At 46.8% G+C, this 14,735-nt stretch carries 10 protein-coding genes; 2 read left to right on the forward strand and 8 right to left on the reverse strand.

The features are described 5' to 3' along the window. Positions 1-2,648: PAS domain S-box protein (locus K8R76_04635; GenBank protein ID MCD4847459.1), on the reverse strand; the 2,648-nt coding region annotated here is incomplete at its 3' end. A 173-nt stretch (positions 2,649-2,821) separates the two neighbouring features. Here K8R76_04635 and K8R76_04640 point away from each other — a divergent pair. Then, positions 2,822-3,406, forward strand: a complete 585-nt coding sequence (locus tag K8R76_04640) for a hypothetical protein (protein ID MCD4847460.1) — start codon at positions 2,822-2,824, stop codon at positions 3,404-3,406. A 93-nt stretch (positions 3,407-3,499) separates the two neighbouring features. After that, the gene (locus K8R76_04645) at positions 3,500-3,922 is read left to right on the forward strand and encodes a hypothetical protein (protein MCD4847461.1); all 423 of its coding nucleotides are present in this window, start codon (positions 3,500-3,502) and stop codon (positions 3,920-3,922) included. 39 nt (positions 3,923-3,961) lie between these two features. Here K8R76_04645 and K8R76_04650 read toward each other — a convergent pair whose 3' ends face one another. The 7 genes from K8R76_04650 to K8R76_04680 form a co-directional block, all read right to left on the reverse strand. Next, positions 3,962-5,530 carry a hypothetical protein gene (locus K8R76_04650; protein ID MCD4847462.1) on the reverse strand — a complete coding sequence of 523 codons (1,569 nt, stop codon included), beginning with the start codon at positions 5,528-5,530 and terminating at the stop codon, positions 3,962-3,964. 91 nt (positions 5,531-5,621) lie between these two features. Then, on the reverse strand, positions 5,622-7,748 hold the full coding sequence (locus K8R76_04655) for an AAA family ATPase (GenBank protein ID MCD4847463.1): 2,127 nt from the start codon (positions 7,746-7,748) through the stop codon (positions 5,622-5,624). Further along, positions 7,748-8,809 carry a metallophosphoesterase gene (locus K8R76_04660; protein ID MCD4847464.1) on the reverse strand — a complete coding sequence of 354 codons (1,062 nt, stop codon included), beginning with the start codon at positions 8,807-8,809 and terminating at the stop codon, positions 7,748-7,750. Before K8R76_04660 ends, K8R76_04655 begins: the two co-directional genes overlap by 1 nt. Before the next feature lie 114 nt (positions 8,810-8,923). Next, entirely contained in the window at positions 8,924-9,742 is an 819-nt protein-coding gene (locus tag K8R76_04665; protein ID MCD4847465.1) for a deoxyribonuclease IV, read from the reverse strand. Between the two features lie 31 nt (positions 9,743-9,773). Continuing rightward, positions 9,774-10,937 carry a polysaccharide pyruvyl transferase family protein gene (locus K8R76_04670; GenBank protein MCD4847466.1) on the reverse strand — a complete coding sequence of 388 codons (1,164 nt, stop codon included), beginning with the start codon at positions 10,935-10,937 and terminating at the stop codon, positions 9,774-9,776. Positions 10,938-10,956: 19 nt separating this feature from the next. Then, the gene (locus K8R76_04675; protein MCD4847467.1) at positions 10,957-13,335 is read right to left on the reverse strand and encodes an AAA family ATPase; all 2,379 of its coding nucleotides are present in this window, start codon (positions 13,333-13,335) and stop codon (positions 10,957-10,959) included. Positions 13,336-13,364: 29 nt separating this feature from the next. Continuing rightward, the coding region (locus K8R76_04680) for a hypothetical protein (protein ID MCD4847468.1) at positions 13,365-14,735 on the reverse strand (1,371 nt) is incomplete at its 5' end.

A 14,735-nucleotide genomic window follows, 5' to 3' on the forward strand; every position in this document is an offset into this window, starting at 1 on the left:
GGCTTCTGCAGAAAATTAACCCCCTCATCCAGCACGCGCCGATGGGCGATGACATTGGCCGTATAACCGGACATAAACAGGCGTTTTATATCAGGGTAGAGAGATACTAGATTATCTGCCAGCTCCCTGCCGTTCATCTCTGGCATGATAACGTCGGTTAATAACAGATGAATCTCGCCGTTGTATTCCCCCGCAAGGTTGATAGCCGCGCCCGGTGTGATTGCGTCCAGCACGGTGTAACCCCGGCTTTCAAGCATCATTGTGGTCATTTTCAGGATAGAAGGCTCATCCTCCACCAGAAGGATGGTTTCATAACCGCGACTGACCTGATCCGTCAGATCTTTCTTCTGCAACTGCGCGGCTGTTCCAGCATAACGGGGAAGGTAAATTCTGAAGGTCGTTCCATCACCCGCTTCGCTGTAAACATTGATGAATCCGTTGTTCTGCTTGACTATACCGTAGACAGTGGCCAGCCCAAGTCCGGTGCCCTGACCCACTTCCTTGGTTGTGAAAAACGGTTCGAATAGGTTCTCAAGGACCTCTTTGTCCATGCCGCAACCGTCATCACTGACGATCAGCAGTACATATTCGCCTGTAACGAACCCGGTGTGCTCCGCACAATAGTCTTCATCGAAAGTTGCGTTTTTCGTTTCAATGATCATTTTGCCAACACCTGCTATAGCATCCCGGCTGTTAACGCACAGGTTGGCAAGGATCTGATCGATCTGCGCCGGGTCCACCTTGACCTGCCACAAACCCGAACCCGGCAGCCACGACAGATCAATATCTTCCCCAATAAGCCGGAGAAGCATTTTAAGCATCCCTTCCACTGTCTCGTTCAGGTCGAGTACACTGGGCGAAACTGTCTGCCGGCGGGCAAAGGCCAGCAATTGTCTGGTAAGGTCAGCTGAGCGGTCAGCGGCCTTACGAATCTCCTGCAGGGTGGAATAAATAGGTTGCGCAGGGTCAAGAGTGCCAAGGGCGAGTTCCGTATAACCGAGAATCACTCCAAGCATATTATTGAAATCGTGAGCCACACCACCCGCAAGCCGACCCACAGACTCCATCTTCTGTGCCTGATGGTATTGATCCTCGATCCGGGCCTTTTCCTTCTCAGTCTGCTTACGCTCGGTGATGTCAACAATGATCCCTCTCAAACCAACCGGTTTGCTTTCCTTGAGAATTGCACTCGCGTATATTAAGATTGGAAACGTGCTTCCGTCTTTTCTCAGGGCGGTATATTCAGGAGTTCCAACATCCTTTCCTGACAAAACAGATTCTATATTCTCTATCGCTTTGTTTCTGTCGAACGGGATTAATGTCTGCAGTACGTTAATTCCTTCTTCATATTCCTCCTGAGAATATCCAAAAGATTCAAATGCCTGTTTATTCACATAAGTAAGATTTCCATCAATATCAATCTCATAGACGATCTGCGGCAGAAGGTCTGTCATATCTCTGAATTTCTGCTCACTTTCGCGCAATTGTTTTTCTGTGTTCTTTCTCCTTGTAATATCGAGGAATTGAGATAGTAGATATTTTGGTCTGCCTTCTTCATCAGGAATGAGCGAACAAACCATCTCCGCCGGAAACATGGAGCTGTCTTTTCGTTTAACAGAAATCTCCCCTATCCATTTCCCTTCAGATACAATAGTTGGAATAATTTCTTCTTTTAACTGTCTTACGCCTTTTTCATCGCTGAACGAAAAGACAGATTCTCCAATCAGTGAGTTATCATCATCGAAGTCACCAAGAGTCAGAAATCCCTGGTTTACATATTCGATGTTTCCCTGCATATCTGTAACCACAATTGCTTCCGGAGTCGTTTCAACGATTTTAGACAGCTTCCGTATTTCTTCTTCTGCTTTCTTGCGCTCGGTGATGTCTCTGGTTGTACCTTGAAGTCCTATCAATTTATCATGACTGCTGAGAAGCGTCCTGCCGGTAATTTCTACATCAACTTCTTCGCCTTTACTGTTAAGCATTCTTGTTTCGAAGGTAATGTGAGTAAAAGTCTTATAATTTTTTATTGCTTTTGCAGCCAGTACACCAACCTTGAGATACTCTTTTTTCTTGAAACACGAACTCAGTTTTGTACCGACCAGCTGTTCCGGTTTATACCCGAGCATTGTTTCTACTGACGGGCTCAAATAAGTAAACCTCATCATGGTATCCAGCATCCAGATACAATCAAAGGAATTCTCTGCCAGTAATCGAAATTTCTCTTCGCTTTCTAGCAGAGCTTCTTCTGCCAGCTTACGCTCGGTGATATCGCGAATGACTGCCAGAATATACGGTTCGCCTTCGTATTCGGATACGCTTCCTCTGACTTCTATGTTGAAAGTGGACCCATCCTTGCGGATTTCAACCGATTCAGCGGAAAAGGGTTTGCCAGAAGGAGTTTCCTTAACGAATTGCTTGAAGAGATACTGATAATCCGGATGAACGAAATCTTTGCCGGATAGCCCTATCATCTCCTCATAGGGATAGCCGTACATTTTACACGCAGCTGGATTTGCTTCTCTGACAACACCTTTCAGATCAAATATGAGGAATGCATCGTTCGATGCTTCAAATATTCTGCGATATGGAATTTTCCGGTTCAAACGATATGATCCCCTTTTCTCCCCCGCTGCCTGTACTGCCATGGTTTTCTTCACAGAACAACAATACCGGTGAAAGCATACTCCTGTCAAAACTCTGAACCGGTCAGGATCAAACCGGATACTATCGCGGTTCTCAGTATTTACTACGGGTAACTTATTTCACTATATACATAACTACAAAATAATATATACACTGTAAAAGAAAGGGGATGTTCATGTTCAAGACAACCAGTTTTATGCTTATCCTTATCATGGTGGGATCAAGCGGTATTATTCTCGCGGCGGGAGATTGCGATAATAACGGTATACCGGATGATGAATTATTTGCAAATCCGGGAACCTTTGAGGGCGAATCAAACCGTGATGTTACGATTATTTTCCCCACTTCCTCTGATACCTGGCAGCTAGTCTATTATCCCTATTGGTGGAATTCGGGTGATACCGTTTTTGGCACTCACACAATATCTGAAGACAATGTGGACCATGCTGAGATCACCATTTTGTTGACGACCAACACTCTGATTACGGGAGGTTATTGCAATATCGATTTCCGCATTGATGGTAATACCTGTGGATCATTCCAGATACTGCCGGAGGACGGTCTTGGTCCGATCACCGAATCGTTTGATTTTACCGCTCTTCCAGCCGGGACACATGAATTGCGTTATTTCTCGACCAATAAGGTTGCCCCTGGCTGTGGAAGTATTGTCTGGAACGTAACCGGATCCAACTCAGTGGTCTTCTCCGGTGGCTCGTCCCTTGACGATTCAACATGGGGTATGATCAAGTCCGCCTTCTAGGCTGACTTTCTGGGTCTTACAACCAAGTAGCCGACAGAAAGCTGTATTTCACGCCAGCGTCAGCACAGCCTAAAAAGAAGGGTGAGAATCAATTTGAAAACGTTCTTGCCTGCGGTTATAGCACTGATTGTTCTTCAGGCCGTAGGCTCAGTGCAGGAAGATTCGAAATATCCTGAGGATGCACTGCTTGTAAGTAATACGGTTCAGGAATACCTCGAGAGGGAATCGATGGTGAATTTCGAAGGAGCAGACTCCTCGCTCGTACTGCTCGTGGCACTTGGCGGGGAATGGACCGGTGAATCGGACCAGTGGACGGAAATGATAATCATCACTTCGTATGCGGCCTCGCTTGATCTTCAGCGCAGCTGGAATATAATGGATATTGCAGTATCATTCGGGAGCAGCTGGTGCAGTATATCGATGGAGAATATCTTTGAGACAGCAGCTGAAGAACTCAGTGAAACTGAATTCCTTGAACAATTCAAGGCTATAACCGAAATTCACCCCATGAACTGAAACGCTAACTTCATGGGGTCAGGTCCTGACTCCATTAACTTAGCGGCCTGTCTCCTCCAGTATTAATGTGAATGTGCCTTCTCCTCCTGAGTATTTCTCAACAATAAGGAAACAGTCTCCACCCTGGCCGGAATTGACAGTGAAATTTAGAAGCGAGTTGGTTCCAGAGCCACCATCGTCATCAGATAGCTGATGTCCGTCTGCCAGTATCAATGTGATGATGGGATCCAGTTCATCACTTTCAACGGAAATGGAATAACTGTATCCTTCCTGAAGGTTCATTTGATAAAGGAGGCTTTCTATATCGTATGAAAGGTATTCTGAAACTGCTCTTCCCGATCTGAGAGTATTGATCGTTTCTTCTGTTTCACTGTAGGAGAATGTTACTTCGCAGCCGCTTGAGCCGCTATACTGTGATACAAGAGCTATGTACTCACCTGGAAGAAGAGGTTGGACTATCCTTGAATTGGAACCGAGATCGCCGTAATCATCGTTGGATGAGACAAATTCAATGTTTTTGTCTTCGTATCTTCTCAGCAGAGTAAGGCATACGTCCATATCACCTGAAGCGTTTACTTCGTAAACCATAGCATTCTCAATAGTGAATACGAATCCGGCAACTGGAGACAGAGGAGAAAGAAATCCCGGAACCTCATAGTTGTCTCTCATTTCAGGCCACCAGCCCATGGCGAAGTTCCGGTTTTCCACAATTTCTGAGGTGTAGTCCGTGCCTGGCTCAAGGGCCTGTACTTCCTGTATCTGCAGGACTTCCTCGCCCAGGATCTCAAGTTCCAGCGAAAACCTGCCGCTGTTTCCTGTTGAGTAGGGCATAACAAGAGCAATGTAATTACCTGCTTCAAGTTCTCTGACTATTCTTGAGTTTGAACCGCTGTAGTCATCGTTTGCCTCTATGAAACTGTAAGCGCCGTCATAGGCTTCCATCAGAACAAGATACGGATCAAAATCATCGGATTCCAGCAGAAGAGATGCAAGACCGGAGCTGTCTATCGAGAATGGATATAACCTTGCCTGAGGATAATTCGTGACGTAAACGTCATCCTGAAGGGATTCTCTCAGAATTCTGTCAAGGTAAGAATCGAATCTGTTGTCATCGATCCAGCCTGTAACTGTGCCATCCGAAAAATCAGAGGCTTCCTGATATACCTCAAGATCGTTTGCTGTACCCTCTTTAACGAGAACATCGTACAATCCTCTGGAATCATCCGGAGAAAAAACGAGGAGTTCAGCTCCGGAGGGAATATCCTGTACCACCAGACGGGCATTGGCTGAAAGTTTCCAGTTGTCATTAAAAGCTATCAGGTTGCCGTCTCCATCAATCAAAGCGGCAACAGGATCAAAATCATGGCTTCTGACATCTATTGTTAATATGCCATTTCCGGAAACACTATGTACTGCGGTATAGGTGTCGAGCTGTACAGGACATCCTTCCGCGAAAAGCACCTGACCTGCTTCAGGCCAGGCATCGATTATGGTATGCGATTTCTCGGGCAAGGCACTTCTTATGTCATTTCCAGGACTCGCAACATTGTTGGAGCAACCTGTAGATAAAATAAGAACAGCAGCGGTAAAGCCAAGCAAATTTTTCATGTCTTCTCCTGATTCTGTGAAATTCCTGTGATATAATAATACTTAAGTGATGCCAGTGTTATTCCATATTCAGAAATACTGATGTTGTTTTTTACTTCAACTCTACTGACTTGAATTTCTTCTTGAGATCTTTCCCCGCATCCATGAACAATTCTTTGATGTGATCATCCATGGTGAAATAGAAGATCTGCCAGCCTTGTTTAATCATGTAGAGAGTATGACTGATTAGGTTTTTTCTTCTACCCCAGTCAGAGTGCTGGAAAGCGTCGTCAAGAATGAGAAACGCCGGCTGCTGCATAGCAAGTTCTGCAAAACCTGTTCTAAGAGCTAAGTGCACCTGTTCACTGGCTCCCGTGCTCAGTGTTTCCAGCGGAAATTCGTCACCTGTTTTTGAAATGAGGTTGAGATTACCCTCATCTGTGAGAATTACTCCGCTGTAACGGTCTGTAAGCGCAAGAAGCGGTTTTGTGAGCGCTTCCGATTCCAGGGAAGATTTAATCCTTGCGTTCTCCTTGTTTCTGAATTCGTCTATTGTTTTACAAACCTCAATTTTTGCCAGGATCTCCGCCGTGATGCTTCTGTAGTCTTCCGCTACTTTTCCCTGTTTGGATTCAAGCGCTGTCAGGAGTTCTTCCCATGTATCGGTGGTGTTTCCTGCTGTTTCGCCTGCCAGGCGGGATTTCAGAGATTCGAGGCTTAGCCCTTCTATATTGAGTTTAGCTTCAGTCATTGTGAGTTCATCATGCTTGTGTCTCAGGGCTTCATTATCCCACTCCACTTCTGCAGCGGTCTCCAGATATTCTTCCTGAGGAATATCCAGTCTTGTAAGAACATTCTCAAGTGATCTTATTCTGTTCTCAAGATCGGCTTTCTTATCTTTGATTATCTTTATAGCACTGTCCCACTCCTCTTCCGCAGGGGTGCTGCCGGTCATTGATCTGAATCGATCTGATATCTGCTCTTTCCTTGTCTTGATGTCGCGATTGACCTCCTGAAGGCTCTGAGCAATATCTTCCGCAAGGATATGCTGTTTATTAAGGTCATCAGTTAGAACCTTGAGCTTTGCATAGTCTGTCATATCGCTGCTGAATCTCTTCTGGAATTCATGCTCAAGTTTTCTCAGTTCTTCCTTTTCCGCAAGGGGAACTGTTGAAGGCTCCAGAAATATGCGAATGACCATGAATATGAATGCTCCGATTGCGCCTCCGATCATAAGGTTCCAGTGAAGAAAACTCCCCGCAACAGCAACCGCCAGGAAACCGAGTATCACTATCATGAGGATCATATTGAACTTTGGCCGTTTTGACTGTTTTTCCATGATTCCGCGGTAAATTTCATTCGCAGTATTTGCCCACTTATAGTCTTCCTCGCTTTTTTTGAATTCTTTCAGCTTGTTTTCCCTGTTTGATATGCCCGTGTATTTCTCGCGGAGGATATTAATATCGGTTTCCTGCTGCTGCAGATCTTTCTCCGTTGGCTGATTGTCTCTTTTAACTTTGAGCTGCTGAAGCCTTGTTTCCGAATTCAGTGCATGATGGCGCTTTGCCTTCTCCAGCTCTTTTATATCTTTCTTGAGCTTCATCTCCTCTTTCTTAAGTGAACTGATAGTTCCAAGTGAAGCGTTCTCGTCTATTTCACTCCTTAAAGAGGAAAGGTGGTTTCTTTCTTCTATTATTTCACTTCTCTTTTTTATCAACCCTCTGGAAGCGCCTTCTATGATATCAAAAGCGATATGAGCTTCTCTGATGGTCTGGCTGATGTTCTTCTCAATCTGATCAAGGGTTCCTTCCCCTGAAAGAAAGGTTTTAAGAACATCTCTTCCAACACCATCTCTTGTATCAGAGAGTCTTGTCTCTCCGGCACGAATGACCATAAGCCGGGAGAAATCCTGGGGAAGATTTGCGGCTGAGTACCTGTAGTCCTCCAGTTTTATGCCTGATTTATTGAATTCAGTCACTCCCCTTTCAAGTCCGGAGACAGTGACTTTACCAGCGGGTTCCCATTCCCGGATGGTCGATGCTTTATCTTTTGTTCTTCTGAGTATCCAGGGTGTATTCTTACCCGTGCTGAAAAGGAACTTTATCAGGGATTCAACTACATAGGTTTTTCCCGTTTCATTATACCCGTAGATCAGGTTCAGGTCTGCGGGTTTCATGTCAAAATCCTTCTTGAGGGGGCCTCCGCGGTTGATATTGATTCTCTCTATTCTGATGCCCATCAGGAAGCCCCCTCACTGTAAATAACCGAAAGAGCGGCTTCAATCACCCTGTCCAGCTCCGGTTCATCACCGCCGAAGTTCCACTCCAGTTCTTCTATAATCCTGGTGGTTCTTTCGGCGATAGCGCTTCTGCGACTGTCACCGGCGTATTTAAGCGCACTTATATCGGGTTCTTCATCCTTGAAGAAGGCGAAGCCGTTGAAGGCCCCCCTGAGAGCGTTCAGTACCGCGTCTCTGTCGGATGAGTATCCTGCAGCACTTATGCGGATACGGGCTTTACCTTTATTCTTCTTTGCGAGGTTCCAGCCCTTTATCCTTGATTCTGCTTCTGCGAGGAGTCTCGGTATCTCATCAGAACCTGGAATGATCACAAATTTCTCCTGGAAGTAGATAACTTCCGTATTTATAGTGCGAGGGGTTACGATTCCACTTGATGTTTCGAAAACAAGATATCGTCTCGATCCTGTTTCGTTGATATCCAGTCCGCACGGAGAACCGGGATAGAAGAGGTTCTTGTAATTCGTGGGCTTATGAATATGACCGAGAAAGACTTTCCATGGATTCAGGCGGTCAAGGTCTTTCCTGTATAGAGGCATATAGGTGCCAGCTTCATAGGAATTGCGTTCCTTCAAGCCTCCATAAAAATCTCCATGCCCTATCAGTACCCATCTGATGCGGCTTATACTGCTTTCCAGCCCTGCAAGGTTCTCACCCATCCCTGTCTTCTCCATGTAGGGGATGAAGATGAAATGAACTCCATCGAATTCAACCGCTTTGGTTGATGTGTAAATGTTGATACTGTCAGCCGCAATTGCCTTGCTGGAGATACCCGAATCATGATTACCCGGAATGATATGAATCTTTATCTTCTTGTATGCTTTGCACAGTTCTTCGAAATGTGAGTAATCCTGATAGCCGGAATCAAAAAGATCGCCGGCTATTATGAGAGTATCAATCTTATCCTTCTTCAGCTGAGCAAGTATATTCTCCAAAGCACTGTACCGTTCCGGATGGTCATCCTTCTTCGATAGGTGCACATCGGCTGTTATGGCCAGTTTCATATCAACTCCATACTACTACTGATAATATGTACATCTTAAGACCCCCGTTAGATAGGATTCAGTATACGATTGAAAGCGGTGTGAGTAAAGTATGCCTGAAATAAACCCGGTGGATTATCTTTTCATGACCGCGAAGGCGTCTTCAGCTCTATCGAAATCAGAACCTGGAGTTTCAGTAATCCCCGGAATGTTGTTGAATACTTCCATCGAAGCCAGGAATTGGAGAGGTTCCAATCCAATAAATCCTTCTCCGATTCTTGCGTGACGGTCCAGCCTGCTGCCGAGTTCTTTTTTCGAGTCGTTGACGTGAAACGCTTTTATCTTCTCAAGGCCGACAACTTCATCAAATTCCTGGATGGTTATCGAGACAGCATCATTGGATGAAAGGTCGTATCCGGCAGCGAAAGCATGACATGTGTCAAAACAGATCCCTGTTCTGTCAGGCATATCCGTGAGTTTGAGCAGCTTATCGAGTTGCTCGAATGAGTAACCCAGAGTTGTTCCCTGACCTGCGGTGTTCTCGAAAAGAATGGCAGTGTCTTCAGGTCCGTCGGTGAGGATTGTCCTGACAGAGGCAGCTATCTTCTCTATTGCCTGATCCTCACCCGCGTTGAGATGCGCTCCTGGGTGCATTACCAGCCAGTGAATGCCCAGCCTGTGCATTCTCGTCAGTTCTTCTCCAAGAGCCCTGGCGGACAGCCAGGGAACTCTGCTTTTTGTTGAAGAGAGATTGATAAGGTATGAAGCATGTGAGATAATGGTAAGGGTTTCATCTTCCCCGAATTCCTTTTCTTCCTCCTGCGTGACCGGACGGCCTTTCCATTGTTTCTGGTTTGAAGTGAAGATCTGACCGGATACCAGTCTGAGTTCATGAAGTGTTGAAAGAGCATTGACAAGACCGCCATTAACAGACACATGAATTCCGGGGAGCATATGATCCTTTCAGTTCAAGAGTCTGATCCTGTCAGAGGCAGGTTTTTATAAACAATTCACGGTTGATAGCGCATTTTTCAGCAAGCTCGCTTCTTTTAACCACAAGTGTCTGTGCAATATCCTTCGAAGACATCCAGGTTCTGTCCAGAAGAGAAAGCAATTCAACATCCCATTGATCCGAAGAGGGATCAACAGTAAGATTCGGGATTCCCGCCTCCTCCATAAACCTGTATCCCTTTGATGCATACGGAATAGAGATAGGTACAGTTCCCGTGACAACTGAAAGAATGGCTCCGTGAAGCGGAATGGTAAGGAAAACCCTGCATTCGGCTATCTTCATCATGAAGCTGTGAATTCCCGTGGGCATTACCACAGCAGCCCGGTCGCTGTGCTTCATCATCGCCATCACTGCTTCGCACTCAATATCATCCGAATTGGAAAGGCTGCCGGTATGAAAGGGAAAGAAGCGGATCTCTCCTCCGTGGGAGTCGATATGATTATCGAGCAGACGGGCCCATTTTTTTCGAAGACCGGATACATCGGGTTCACGATATAATCCAAGTTTCCTTCGGATCTCCAGAGGAAGCAGTTTACCCTGCCTGTTAGTCACATTCCTGATGGCAACACCGAGTATGTCACCCGGATTATGAGGCTGGGCAAAATCGCCGGCAAAGGTAAACGTAGAATCAGATGAGAGCTTTACTCTGTCCGGGTTCAGACCGAGATGAAGCAGCAGGTCAAGTGAAGGTTTATCTCTTACCGTAATACCACTGCAGTATCCAAGCCATTTGCGAAGCTGACCCGGTGTCCATCTGGCAAGCTCTTTCCCCTGACCAACTCCGATTGACCATGCAAAGGCAGGTTTTCCCAGACGTCTGGCAAGTCTGAAAGGATGCAGGTTATAAGGAGTGTAGAGCAATGAGGAAATATCCTGCGCAATCTCACCCCCTCCGACTATTACAATGTCAGCCCAGCGTACTCCCATGGACATAGCACGGAGTCTGCCTTCATTGACATCAAATGAAACCGCGTTAAAATCCTTCTTCGTCTTGTCCGGAACAGCGGACATAACGCCGATCTGGATGTCTCCTATGGAGGATAGATCTTTTACCTGCGATGAAAATATCGCTTCATCACCGACATTGGAGCCTGCTTTCTCAAGCTGTCCCCATGAGGATGTAAATACTCTGGTCATATTCACCCGAACTGCTCTATCAATCCCTGTAACCGAAAGCCCTCAGAGTTTCAGCCATCTGCCTGAGCCTGCGGTCAACCTTGCCGTAAATAGTATCTGCCGGATACATGCCGTCAGGCATTAATTCCCCGGCTTCCATTCCGGTCAGGTGTTCAATTCCTTCTTCTATGGTTTTGATAGGATAAATATGGAACACACCTTTTCTAACCGCTTCTATAACGTCATCTCGAAGCTGGAGATCCTCAATGTTCGCAACGGGAATCATCACTCCCTGTGTTCCGGTAAGCCCCTTTTTGCTGCAGACACGGAAGAAACCTTCTATTTTCTCGTTTACTCCGCCTATAGCCTGAATCTCTCCGAACTGATTGACAGATCCGGTTACCGCAAGGTCCTGTCTTATGGGAATATCTGACAGAGCGCTTAGAAGAACATACAGTTCGGTGGAAGATGCGCTATCCCCGTCAACTCCGCCATAACTCTGTTCGAAAACGATGCTCGCGGAAAGTGAAAGAGGGTATTCTCTGGCGAATTTACCCTGAATGTATCCGGATATGATCAGCACTCCCTTTGTATGAGTTGTTCCTGAAAGGTCAGATTCCCGTTCAACGTTGATGAGTCCCTTTCTTCCGGCAGAAACCCTTGTGGTTATCCTGGCGGGGAGCCCGAACGCGTAATCGACGCCCTGGTAAACTGCAAGGCCATTCACCTGTCCTATTTTCCTGCCTTCGGTATCTATCATAATTACATTGTCTAATATCCGTCTTGTCGCGTATGTCTGACCCAGATTAAGACGGTATATCTTTTCTTGAATGGTTTTCTTCACATGTTCAGAGTTCACGGTATCCGCGCCCTCCTGCTTCGCGAAGTAGCAGGCCTGACGGAGATAATCGGTTACTCTGTTGAATTCGATTGAGATCCGATCATTTCGCCCCGCCATGCGAACGCTTTCCTCTGCTACGGCTGCAACCGCGCTTGCATCCATAGGCGCCAGCTTCTCAGTCTGGACTATCCCCGCTATGACATTGGCAAAATCACGGATATTCTCTTTAGTAACCTCCATTGTAAAATCAAATGCAGCTCTTATTCTGAAAAGAAGGCCGAATTCAGGTTCGTATGATGCCAGAAGACTGTACAGCTTTGAAGTACCCATCAGTATGACTTTAACCTTGGTGTCTATAGGTTCCGGATGAAGGTTAACAGGATAAAGCCCGAGTGGATCCTGATTTCTGATTACAGTGGTTCCGTTCCTGAGTGTCTGTATAAGCTGCTGCCACAGTTCCGGCTGCCTGACAAGATCAAGCGCGTTCATTATCAGATAGCCTCCATCAGCTTTATGAATGGCACCTGGTCTGATCATCGTGTGATCGCTGTAGGGCTTTCCCTCGACAACAATTCTGTCAATACTTCCGAAGAGACTGTTGGAATCAGGGAACTGTTCAATTACTATGGGACGTTTTGTTTTCCCTGCATTATCAAGAATGAGATTTGGAGTGAAGAGTACATATGGGTCCTTATCGGTCGTACTGTTCGCGAAATCATTCAGATTTTCCAGTATAAGCTCTACAACGGATTCACACCACCTGTCAGCCTTGTTATCACCGATTTCAATCAGATTGGAGATAATTCCTGATATCGTCGGTTTGACAAGCCGCTGGTACATCTTTTCCAGTCTCATCTGAATCTCGAGTTCCATATCTCTCGTCTGTCTGAAAGCGGCTGTGAGTTTCTTGAAAATATCCTCGTGCAGCTTTACGTATTTCTTGATATCCTCAGCCGAGAGTTTTCCCTCATCCTTCATCTTTTCGAGTGTATCGAAAGTTACAGGTTCTTCGTCGATAACCGGAAGCACATCCGGTCTGAATTCACCCGGAGCCACAGGCACATTGACTATGGTGAAGCCGGCATCTTCAGCCTCCTTCTTCACCAGATCCATTACCTCCTGTTTCCGCGCCTGATAGGATTCCCTGATCACCCTGGTTTCCAAATCAGCTTTTTCACTGCTGAGAACGGTTGGGATATTGCTTTTAAGAAGCTGGACACACTCTTCCAGAGCTTCAACAAAGCGGAGGCCATCTCCTGCTGGAAAGGTGAGAGCGACAGGATTTCTGGGCTGCTCCATATTGCGTACGAAAATTATGTCACGCAGATCCTCTGTAGTTCTATCGATACGGTCCAGAATCCTTTTCACTGTGCTTTCACGACCGGTGCCGGACACACCTGTTACAAACATGTTATAACCGATGGAGGATATCTCCAGGCCCAGCTCCAGAGCTTTTACAGCGCGGTCCTGACCCACGATATCACCTGTGGGTTCCAGATCATCCGTGGTCTTGAATCCAAGAGCCTTCAAAGGACACTTCCACTTCAGGTCCCCAGGCTTGAGTGAGTAGACAGCCATCTCAGTATCCCTCCTGATTCATTAGAATCTCACTTCCCCGGAGGCTCAGGCTCCAGAGGTTTGATTGAAAACGGTCCCGGATCTACGGTAAATGCCCTGAGTCTGCCTCCGTGTTCCACTTTTCCCCTTATTATAATTGTAGCTTCCGTTCGAATAAGAATGTCCTCCGCCCGGCGGAAGAGTGGAGAAGGGAGAAATACATCGGCAACTCCAGTGTTATCTTCAAGCATAAGGAAACCAGCGTCAGCGGCAAGTCTCCGTCCGGTAATATATCTTCCCCATACTCTCGTCATTCCTGATGAGCGTATATCTTCCAGCGGTACTGTTCCGCCCGGTCTTGTTATCAGTTCCAGCGGTGACGCAGCAAGTGGAAGTCCCATCACACCGAGTTCCATAGAAACTCTTGTTCTGATAGAATAATCGGGAAGGTCCGGAGTACCCACCGGCATACCGGGAAAGAGTCCGCTATACCCCGCTTCCAGCTGCATCATAGCGAACGGCCCGGAAAATCCCAATTCGCGGCAGCAACCTGCTGCCGCCATGTTTCTGCAGAGCGCCAATCCGCAACCCGCCTTCAGCAGGTCAGACGGGTAACGGTACGGTCTGCCTTCTCTGAGCTTCTCGTACTCCCTGCTTCCCATACTCTTCATATGATGAAATCCCGGGATTATTTTTCCACCTCTCTCAAAGGAAAGCCATCTCCCGGTATTCACGCCCGGCGGTTCGAAGCTGATTCCAAGCCTTCTGGCTTCCTCTAGATAAACCCTGGTACGATAGAATCCGCCACCTGCCGCCATGACAGAAGCCATATATAGAGCAGGATGTTCCGTCTTCAGAACAGCCGCAGCGCATGCTACAGCTCCGAATGTAAAAGCATGCGCCTTGCAGAAACCATAACCTGCGTAACTGGAAAGTACCTCCCAGACAGCATCAGCTTTCAAGGGGTTTGTGTTCCTGCGCCTGCATAATGAGATAATCTCCTCTTTTTTTACCTGTTTCTTTTTCAGCCTTCGCCTCAATAGATCAGCAGACGCTTCGTCCAGGCCCAGAAGCACTTCAGCGGCTTTTGATACATCCTCCTGATACAGCATGACTCCGAGGTTCTCCAGAAGAAACGAACGCAGTTCCGGAAGCACGGAGTTCACGGCTGCTCCGGCACTGAGACAATCAAGATAGGTTTTCCGCCCGCCTCCGGCAGATGCTCCGGGTCGCACCAGTGCAAGTGCCCGGGCCACGTCCTCCATGTTCCTTATTCTCATTTCCTTCATCAGACCTCTCATAGCCGGTGACTCTACATGAACCACTCCTATAGTCCTGCCGCTGTCGAGCAGCTTCCTGGCCGCTTCCGGAATCCTTCCTCCCCTGCGGAAAACGCTCAGAGGATTTTTACCCAGAATTTT

The sequence above is a fragment of the Candidatus Aegiribacteria sp. genome (genome assembly GCA_021108435.1).
Lineage (GTDB): Bacteria > Fermentibacterota > Fermentibacteria > Fermentibacterales > JCC-6 > Aegiribacteria.

Excerpts from the sequence above, each read along its gene's own strand:
- K8R76_04640 (MCD4847460.1), top strand. The coding sequence starts at position 2,822 with ATGTTCAAGACAACCAGTTTTATGCTTATCCTTATCATGGTGGGATCA.
- K8R76_04650 (MCD4847462.1), bottom strand. The coding sequence starts at position 5,530 with ATGAAAAATTTGCTTGGCTTTACCGCTGCTGTTCTTATTTTATCTACA.
- K8R76_04655 (MCD4847463.1), bottom strand. The coding sequence starts at position 7,748 with ATGGGCATCAGAATAGAGAGAATCAATATCAACCGCGGAGGCCCCCTC.
- K8R76_04660 (MCD4847464.1), bottom strand. The coding sequence starts at position 8,809 with ATGAAACTGGCCATAACAGCCGATGTGCACCTATCGAAGAAGGATGAC.
- K8R76_04665 (MCD4847465.1), bottom strand. The coding sequence starts at position 9,742 with ATGCTCCCCGGAATTCATGTGTCTGTTAATGGCGGTCTTGTCAATGCT.
- K8R76_04670 (MCD4847466.1), bottom strand. The coding sequence starts at position 10,937 with ATGACCAGAGTATTTACATCCTCATGGGGACAGCTTGAGAAAGCAGGC.
- K8R76_04675 (MCD4847467.1), bottom strand. The coding sequence starts at position 13,335 with ATGGCTGTCTACTCACTCAAGCCTGGGGACCTGAAGTGGAAGTGTCCT.